The organism is Spirosoma pulveris (assembly GCF_054781875.1).
In genome coordinates this window covers 1-9,262 of the sequence record NZ_BAAGTO010000032.1, presented here as the reverse complement: position 1 = coordinate 9,262, position 9,262 = coordinate 1, and the positions used below count along the sequence as shown (strand labels likewise).

The following is a 9,262-nucleotide window of genomic DNA, read 5'->3' as shown; positions in this document are numbered from 1 at the left end:
GCAAAAAATCAAGCAGCTAACGATGGCCCAACGGCGGAAAAGTCATATTTTTCAGCGAGTTCAAAGTGCTTAAAAGTATCTCTTCTCTTTTCACCCGCATCTGTCCACTTTCATTTGACGACATACAAAGTGTACAAACGGCCCGATTTATCCAACCCATAGTGCCCGGCTGTGACTTAAACCGCTGTCGAGTTTGTTTTATCCTTGTCATCCTGCGTTCAGTCAACCTATGGCCAATCAATCAATGCCGTTTCCCTTCCAGTCAGGTAGCCAGGCGGAACAGGAACGCCTGCGCTATGCGATTCAGGCAGCTCAAGTGGGCACCTGGAATCTCGATGTGAATGGGCAACAAGTCTGGTGGGACCAGCGGAGTCAGGAGCTTTACGGCTCTGAGCAAGGCCCCGTCGTGACGTATCGGCAGTGGCTGCTGTTGGTGAGGGAGGAAGACCAACCCCGGATCGAAAACGCCATCAAAATGGCCCTTGATCCCTCTTCCACGGGAACTTTTGATGTCCGCTTCTGCATCACGAGCCGGCCAGCTAATACCCTCCGTTGGTTACATGCCCAAGGTCGTGCTTATGTCGATATTCAGGGGGCTGCCTACCGGTTGTCAGGCGTCGTGCGCGATATCACGACCCAAGTCCAGACGCGGCACCAATTAGAGATCAGTAAAGCTCGTTTTCGCAGCTTGGTTCTTCACTCCCCCACGGCCACTGTTTTCTTTGAGGGCGAAGATATCGTGATTGATACGGTCAATACGGCCATGCTTCAACTCTGGGGTAAAGATGAATCGATCGTGGGCCAGCCTGTTCATCAGGTCATGCCTCAACTGGCCGAGCAACCCTTTGTGGACCTATTGCGACGTGTTTATGAGACGGGCGAGCCCTATCATCATCAACAGGCCAAGGGACAGATTGTCATCGATGGGCACTGGCAGGAGTCCTGGTTTAACTTCTCCTGTAATCCCGTGTATGCCCCGGACGGTACCATCCTGGGTCTTATCAATACCGCCACCGACGTGACCGGGCAAGTGCTCGCCATTCGGGCAAGTGAACAGCGGTACAAAGTACTATCGGAAGAACTGGAGCAGCGGGTCACGCAGCGCACACAGGCACTGGCGGATGCGATGGAGGATTTGAAACGCTCCAATGATAATCTGCAACAGTTCGCCTACGTAGCCTCTCATGATCTGCAAGAGCCCTTACGGAAGATTCAGCAGTTTGGTGATCTGTTAAAAAGCCAGCATGCCGCGTCGTTGGGGCCAGGAATCACCTACTTAGAGCGCATGCAGTCAGCGGCCAGCCGCATGTCCCGATTGATTAGAGATCTCCTCAGTTACTCCCGTATCTCAACCAGTCAGCAGGTCGTCCTGGCGGTCGACTTAACTGGTCTTTTAAGCCAGACATTAATTGATCTGGAACTACTGGTCAGTGAGAGTGGCGCGCAGATCGAGGTGGACTTGTTACCTACGGTGATGGGGGATGTTCTTCAGTTAGGACAACTCTTCCAGAATCTGCTCACGAATGCCCTTAAATTTAGTCGTGTTGATCAGGACGGCAATCCTGCTACTCCGCATATCCGGATTAGTAGTCAGCTCCTCTCGTATGCTCAACTTCCAGTGGGTGTCAAACCCAGCCGTCAAGCAAGGGCTTACCACCGGGTGGATATAATTGATAACGGGGTGGGCTTTGAGGAACGCTATCTGGATCGCATTTTCCAGGTTTTTCAACGGCTTCACCGTCAAAAAGAGTTTGTGGGTACGGGCATTGGGCTAGCCATTTGTCAAAAAGTGGTGACCAATCACGGGGGGGCCATCACGGCCCGGAGTCAACCCGGCCAGGGGTCTACGTTTAGTGTGTACCTGCCTGCCTAATGCGCCTGTGCCGGAGATGTCATTCGCCATTCACCGAAGCCTTCATCGAGCCCTGAAAAAGATGTTGCTCTACTCTTCAGCACTCCAAACGTCCTAATAATGAAGCAGAGACAGTGGTGTATTTTCTCAAGTGGGAGCCTATTTATAAACGTTTACTCGTCTCACGAGGGAGCATTTGCTGAAATCTTAAAGCCGGCGATCACTGTAGGCAGAAGAGTAAATAAAGGTCTATAAAGACCTGATTACTGCGCAATTGAAAACTAATAAGTCAAGTATTAGTAGTACATACAGGTCAGCCTTTAGCCGGGCCGGCCTATTGACCAAATTCTTACGTCTATGAAGTTATACGTTATTGAAGCCGCCGAGACCCTTGAACTGCTCGAAACCCAAGTCGTTGATCGGTTGTCGAGTGGCTACGAGTTAGCCGGAGGTGTTTCCTTTAATCCGGTGGATGTTCTTTATATTCAGGCTCTGTGCCTGCCCAAACTTGATAAGCAAGTCGATGCATTGTTGAAAGAAGAGAATGTATATAGCGAACGAGGCTTGTTAGATATATAGGGCTTCAGCTTAATTTTTCGGCTTTCAGACGATTTCTAATAGAGCGAATTGTGAGACAGTGATGTTTATGAGCTAGCGGCCTAACGCCATCCGGTTCATATGGCTTCATAAACAGTTCCCTATCAATTGGGCTCCTGATAAGGAAGCGCAACGGTGATGAGTGTGCCCTTATTCAACTCACTCTGCAGACGCATGTGGCCACCCATCAGCTCCACATACCGACGAACAATGTGCAGACCCAGCCCCGTGCCGGCTATATTAGTCACGTTGCCGGCCCGATAAAAGCGCTCAAACAGATGGACCTGATCAGCCTCAGAAATACCAATCCCCCGATCCTGCACACTCAGGGTGCACCAGTTTTGCCCGCATTCGCCCTGCAGGCTGACCTCCGAACCCGGCCCGGAATACTTAACCGCATTGGAGAGTAAATTAAGCAGAATTTTCCGCAGTAGCGACCCATCCAACTTTATAACGCCCGGACACGAGAGAGCGGTCTGAATCGTTTGCTGGGGCTTTAAGGTGTCCTGTAAATCGGCAATCACTTCCCTAACCAGCTGCTGCAGATCGACCTCAACCCACTGCACTTTCAGCTGGCCCTCATCTAGCCTGTCGAGCGATAAAAATTCTTCCAGAATATCGGTGAGCTGTTTGACCGCCAGCCGAATGCGCCGAATGTGTTTTTGGCGCTTCTCCTGCTGATCAACGCCTGGGTATTTTTCGATTAAGGCCGCCGAGCTGAGCACCGTCGTGAGTGGCGTCCGAAATTCATGGGAAGCCATGGACACAAAACGTCCTTTCAACTCGCTCAATTCTTTTTCGGTGGCCAATGCCCGTTGCAGGTCTTCCCGCGACAGTTCTAGTTTCTGAAGCGTTTCCCTCAGGGCTTGGGTACGTTCAACGACCTGCCGCTCCAGTTCCCGCTGGTAGTGAACGCGCTGCTGGGCCTGCCGTTGCTGGGTCACGTCCATACAGGTTGAGACAGTACCCTCCCCCAGGGGGGAGATGATCGTAACGAGCACCCGGCCGTTAGCCAGCTGGGTTTCGAGTCGCGTCGACTGACCCGTTTCCACAACCTGCGCCATCTGACGGATCGTCTCTTCGCTATCCCCCCCAAAAGACAGGGTCCGCAGCGTATGCTGGACAATCTGCCGCAAGTCCAAGGTCAACCACAGCTGGGCCTGTTCGTTCAGATAGGCGTAGCGAAAGTCCTGAATGTGGCCGGCCTGATCACGAATGGGTTGATGGGTCATGATGGCAATATGGCCGGACTCACTAATCCGCTGGAGCAAACTGGCCTGTTGAAGGTGAGCCGCTTCGGCCTGGTAACGGTCGGTGATATCCAGGAAAGAGATTAACGTATGGTGGTCAGGCAGGGGCGAGATAGTCACATCAAACCAGCCCTTGAGCGTATCATCCTGATAGTAGGCTTCCAGCCGTTGTAACGGCCCGTTACGGGCCGTTTGTAGAAAACCAGCCATCAGGGAGCTTCCTTTCAGCGCTGGAAAGGTTTTCAAAAGGGTCGTACCGATAAGTTGCTCCAATGGTCGACCATTGATCAGGGAAGCCGCCGGGTTCGCCATTTCGATGCGCAGATCAACAATCTGGTTATCCAAGTTGTAGACGGGGGCGCAGCTCAACAAGCCATTTTGAGAGCCCTCTAAGATAACGCTCAGGTAAGCCTGTTGCTGATCGAGTACACGAGCTAACTGGCGCCTTACGATTTCTGCCTGCAGCTGCCGCCAGCGGATTCGCTGCAGGCTCAGCCCCAGCAGCAACGTGGTTGTAAAGAATATCAAAGTGATGCCAGCGAGCCACTCATTCACCATATTAAAAGCGGGTTATGTAGTACTTGGCAGGTGAACTTTTACTAAGAAGTTAGACTAGGATCACATCCACCAGGCGACTCGTCGAAGCCATACTCGTCGAAATGGATTGGCCATCAATTGATGAAGCTATTGCCTGGAAGCCGTGTCACACCCACCTACGACACTTCTTAACAGACAATAGAGTATGTCATGGAGCGGCCGAAAGGGCAAGCCATATTAAGGACGGTGCCCTGCCGTCCCCTGACCGATACCACCCATCTTCCGATCGTTTTTTTGGACCTCATCATTCGTTTTATTGATCGCCAACTGGTGAACTACCTTCGTAAATTAGCTGAAGGAAAGGGATTAATTTAAGCGGAGCCGAAGAGACAGCCTAGCTCACAAGCTGTCTCAATACGAGCGGACCAGGTAAACTAGTAATAACATAAGAGTAAAGAGCATGACTCATAGTTAAATGATTTTAAAGGTTAACTAGTTTATTGTTTATAAAAATCAGCAATGATAGACTAACGAATAAAAGCAAGAAAGGTTTATTGAAGTAGGGCATCAGTGGTTATGCAGAACTGCTCACTTTGCAGGGCATCAGGTAAGTCAAAACGGTCGAACAGAAAGTAGCATCATCTTCATCTCACTTAGGAGCGTTTTTATAAGACACTTATTTTAATTTCTGTCCAACACTACCCGTAGCCTACGAGTTTAAGCACACTTAATGTTTGGCACGTTTTTTCTTCACAATACTGATCTCGCCATTGCGCTCAATGAAAGCGCTCTCTATATCCTCCAGATTGGCTTTATTACTCTTGAGCCTGGTCGCTTCTTGAAGATCTTGCTGGCTTACCAGCATGCGACTCATATTGCCGCGAAGTAGTTGGCCATGTTCATACAGCACTTTATCTTTTCCACTCACTAAGCGGTTTAGTAAGCCGCTATGCACACACAGATAAGCCAGTAAACGATGTAAAAGGACTAAGAGTAAGCTTGCGCCCAGGGTGCCCGTAAACGATGAAGCCCCCACAATACCCCGGCTCAATGTAGCCCCCAGCAACAGGGAAATAACGGTATCAAAGGGCGAGCGCAAACCGAAAGACCGGCGGCCCGCTAACCGAACCAGGATAATTGCGAGAAAGAACGTGATCAGGGCGCGACCTATCATTTGCCCATCGGTTAATGAATCATCTTTATGAAATAAATCACCTACTAGTTGCTCTATCATACGTCTAACTACTACTTGTCGTTACTTATCCTGATTAGGGTAATAGGGAGATAGCTAGCTATCCACCTGGTTCTGGCCAGTAGCGGCCGCCTTCCTGGCTTAAGCTGAACGCTCTTTGGCACTGGGCGAAGCCGAAGCAGTTCCGCCCTGGTGTCCCGGGTCCTTGTTCTCGCGTTGACCACGGGCTGAACCACTCTTTTTCTCCCTCCCGACGGTTTATTCACGGTGGCCCAAGCCCGGGCTTCGGCTTCCTCATTGGGGTTCGCCCTTATCCTTATACCCTTCTTCGATGTATTCAGCTTGTCGTTTTTGTTTATCGGTGTAAGCTGATTTGTCTCCTTGTGTCCTAGGTGTCGTTCATTTAGAAGTAAATTTCCCCTAAACTTGGGTCGGTACTACTTTGTATAGTTTAGTAAGATAACGGTCCTATTCCATTGAGGTATAGTCCACAAAAAAGCAATACCAAGCTAGTTGTGCTGTACAAGTTTTAATAAATGAGTTGTCTACCCGCGGACAAATTTAAGCAAGCCGGCGTGACTCCCCTGGCATCAACTCGTGTTAAGGCCCCACGCGTTTGGGAGTTTCCTGTTCACCTGGAAACGACCTTGGTGGCCACTTTCATCCTTTAGCGGCTGAAAGAGGCATTGACCAGATGCGCAGTGTAAGCTTGGAGTTAAAAAATGTACGGGTTCATTTAGCGGACTCAATTCTTTCGGATGGCAATCCGGACCATGTTGACCCCAACCAATGGAAGCCCCTTACCATGAGTTTTCAGCCGTTTTATGGCCTCAGTTCTCAGGTGCACTCCTCCCAATTAGCCTCCGTTCCTGAACGGTTGTACCGAACTCTTGACACGGAATCAGCCCAGTTGAGTAGTTAATTCTGGCTGCAAGTCAATCCTGTTTAATGGCCCCTCTTTCAGGAGTACAATCAGGTGTCTCACGAGGGAGCGTATTCTGAGACTAAACTAATAAATTTTATTTTGTACATTTCATAGTGTAGTTACATATGCAACGTGGCTGTTGCAAAAGTCAACCCGACTGCTAATTCATCTGCCCAGTAAACCATTTCTGCCTAGTAAACAGAGTGGAGTTGGCAACTAATTCAGGGCCACTTGCCCCATCTCAGACTTTTGCAACAGCCGCGTCACTTATACAACAATTTTGTATGCCTTACTTAAATGGCTTCAATTCTTGATTTTGCTTTTTACTTCTGTTATCAAGGCCTGCGTAAAACAAAAAGGTCTGACCCAGTAGACAGGGCTTTTACTTTGGTAGTACATGGGCTAATATATATACAGCTCTTAGTAATAAGCATTTTTATAAGAGTAACTAAAATATTTTCGTTACATATAGATCCGTTTATCTTATTTCTATCAGTTATAGCTTTACAAATTACTGTTTATTACAGTCTGCATACTTATTATATTAAGACCAAAAGATATAAATTACTAATTAAAAATAAATACAAGAAGATTGATACACACTATTCGGTTGATTTTATAATCATAATTTTTGCTTACTTGCTAATAATAGGAATGTGCTCGTTAGCATTTTTTTTATAGATGCAGGTTTTAATAAAAATTAATATATCCTTTCTTTAATCGACTAACATAAGTTTAGTGGCTGTTGCAAAAGTCTGAATAGGGTGTGACAGATATGAACTAGTTGCCAATTCCTCTCCTTTTTCAAGGCGAAAACGGATACCCCGACAGGGGGCTTCGTAGTCCTGTTGACTTTTGCAACAGCCACTAACTTTATGTAAAGTGATTAAAATAAGAAATGGATAGCTAATAGATATAGCCATCCACTTCATTTAATACCATATCTGTCCTCAATTATTTCAGATAGCCTGTCACATAGGCATCATTCAAAAGCAACTCTTTGCGTAATGATTGAACAAACGAGGCATCTTCTTCACGAGGCTTAATAACTCTGCTAGTACCCTCCAATTCAAATACAACCGGGAGAACGTACGTTCCCGCATAAGTTTGTTTCTGAGCAGGAAGTTGGCTCATGAAACGATTGATTTCTTCTTTAAAGAAGGCATCTACATTGGCCTGATTCAGAACCTGAACATTTACCACCTTACCTTGGCCGTCTACCTTGAATTCAACATAAGCCTTGGCTACTTTTTCTTCTCGCCAGGCTGCAATCGGATAACGCATCGTTTTTGATAGAGCTTGGCGAAAGTCCGAATCGTTGGCCAACGAACTCTTAACAGCTTGTCCACGTGTCAATGAAGCAGTTAATAAGAGCATTGTTAAGTAGGCAAATAAGGTTTTCATGGGATATCAGATTTTGAAGTTGAAAAAGTTTATCCTGTTGAGATGCATGAACTTACCAGAATCCATAAATACCTCTTTTCTGTTTTTGTATAAGTATCGTGGCTGTTGCAAAAGTCTTGACGGCCATTGGGGTACCCTCAAAGAGGTACTATAGGGATGATTCTTCCACCGTAAACAAAAGGTTTGACAGGGCGTTTGAGAACCCATTCGGACTTTTGCAACAGCCACTATGATTATGTAAAGGGACTAATGCTAGTAGTAAGAAAGTAGGGTAAAAGGTAGACAACTTCATTTTGTTCTATTAACGCTGATTTCTGATGCCCGCTTTATAGAATGAAATAATAGATCACTAGTCCTACGATCAATATTACCCATAAACTGTAATAAACAAGTTTATTCCAAAAGGAGACCACAGCGACTAGAGCAAAAAGAAGCACTATTTGCCCTTTGTTGTCCAAGTTCTTATGTATTGGGTTTATCACATAAAGCACTAAAAAAATTAGACCTAGAAAGGTCATTACCACCGGTAACATCTTCCTATAGCTGTCCATAATTGGTAATCGTTTTTTGTTGTATAAGTGCGATTATGCTAAGTGTTACTTAGAAAAGCGCTTCAACCGTTCGCCTATCTGGCTAGGGTCCTGTCTGATTAAGCCTTGTTGATAGGCTTGCTTCATTAAGGGGTAATACCGTTTCTGATAATCCGGCTTTGCATGCCAAACAATCAGCCAGGCGATCTGTGTCCCCTGCTCGCCATACTTCTGCTGAGTAGGCCAGCCAAATGTATCGATTAGTTTACGGAATAGCACTTGGTTGGCTTGGTCATTGGCAACCATTTTATGGGTAAACAACTGCTGTTTGGAAACCGAACGAGAGCCATTTTCTAGACTATCTCGGTACCGTTGATCAATCTGATAAAGCTGCTTGAGTAAAGCTATACGCTGAGTAAGAGAGTAGTGCTTGACTTGTAAAGAACTATCTATATCGGCTATTCGACTGGTCATTTCGAGCATCGTCGTCCGGCTACCGTCAGGCAATTTATGCTGAGCTTTTAAAGAGAGACCAACCCATAATAGAAGTACTGCCAATGCACTTATGTTCTTCATATTTTGCACAGCATTTCTGTTATATAATCTACGTGGCTGTTGCAAAAGTCTGAAATGGGCCTCAGGAGCCAGTTTTAGCCGTTAACCTGGGGTATTTCAATGCCTAGAAATCACCTTTTGGTGGAGCTGAGATCGGCTGACGTCGACTTTTGCAACAGCCACCTCAGATATGTTAAGTACTCCATTCTGAAAGACAAAAACAAGTACTGTATTAAAGAAGGCCGAAGGCAAAGTCACAAGCAATCCAGGGAAAGAGTGTTTCAAATAACGCCCGTGGCTGTTGCACAACTCTGCCAGTGCCTAAAACTGCATGATAGATGGAGTTTTTGTACCTTCAGCTATCTATGCAAGGCAGAAAACACGACCGCGAAAAACTCATCACCTCTTTCCACCTTTCCA

General features: G+C 46.8%; 6 protein-coding genes. 2 read left to right on the top strand and 4 right to left on the bottom strand.

The window, feature by feature from the left end:
• Positions 1 to 229: 229 nt before the first annotated feature.
• Together ACYVJM_RS31590 and ACYVJM_RS31585 are read left to right on the top strand one after the other, a co-directional pair.
• Positions 230 to 1,873, top strand: a complete 1,644-nt coding sequence (locus tag ACYVJM_RS31590) for a sensor histidine kinase (protein ID WP_461152113.1) — start codon at positions 230 to 232, stop codon at positions 1,871 to 1,873.
• A 336-nt stretch (positions 1,874 to 2,209) separates the two neighbouring features.
• Positions 2,210 to 2,431, top strand: a complete 222-nt coding sequence (locus ACYVJM_RS31585; protein WP_461152112.1) for a hypothetical protein — start codon at positions 2,210 to 2,212, stop codon at positions 2,429 to 2,431.
• A 122-nt stretch (positions 2,432 to 2,553) separates the two neighbouring features.
• Here ACYVJM_RS31585 and ACYVJM_RS31580 read toward each other — a convergent pair whose 3' ends face one another.
• The 4 genes from ACYVJM_RS31580 to ACYVJM_RS31565 form a co-directional block, all read right to left on the bottom strand.
• On the bottom strand, positions 2,554 to 4,257 hold the full coding sequence (locus ACYVJM_RS31580) for a sensor histidine kinase (protein WP_461152111.1): 1,704 nt from the start codon (positions 4,255 to 4,257) through the stop codon (positions 2,554 to 2,556).
• Positions 4,258 to 4,963: 706 nt separating this feature from the next.
• A complete protein-coding gene (locus tag ACYVJM_RS31575) occupies positions 4,964 to 5,470 on the bottom strand; it encodes a DUF421 domain-containing protein (protein WP_461152110.1) in 507 nt (168 codons plus the stop codon).
• 1,837 nt (positions 5,471 to 7,307) lie between these two features.
• A complete protein-coding gene (locus tag ACYVJM_RS31570; protein WP_461152109.1) occupies positions 7,308 to 7,757 on the bottom strand; it encodes a TonB family protein in 450 nt (149 codons plus the stop codon).
• Positions 7,758 to 8,353: 596 nt separating this feature from the next.
• Positions 8,354 to 8,863, bottom strand: a complete 510-nt coding sequence (locus tag ACYVJM_RS31565) for a hypothetical protein (protein ID WP_461152108.1) — start codon at positions 8,861 to 8,863, stop codon at positions 8,354 to 8,356.
• Positions 8,864 to 9,262: the final 399 nt, after the last annotated feature.

Coding starts and splice junctions, on each gene's coding strand:
- ACYVJM_RS31575 (WP_461152110.1), bottom strand. CDS start 5,470: ATGATAGAGCAACTAGTAGGTGATTTATTTCATAAAGATGATTCATTA.
- ACYVJM_RS31585 (WP_461152112.1), top strand. CDS start 2,210: ATGAAGTTATACGTTATTGAAGCCGCCGAGACCCTTGAACTGCTCGAA.
- ACYVJM_RS31570 (WP_461152109.1), bottom strand. CDS start 7,757: ATGAAAACCTTATTTGCCTACTTAACAATGCTCTTATTAACTGCTTCA.
- ACYVJM_RS31565 (WP_461152108.1), bottom strand. CDS start 8,863: ATGAAGAACATAAGTGCATTGGCAGTACTTCTATTATGGGTTGGTCTC.
- ACYVJM_RS31590 (WP_461152113.1), top strand. CDS start 230: ATGGCCAATCAATCAATGCCGTTTCCCTTCCAGTCAGGTAGCCAGGCG.
- ACYVJM_RS31580 (WP_461152111.1), bottom strand. CDS start 4,257: ATGGTGAATGAGTGGCTCGCTGGCATCACTTTGATATTCTTTACAACC.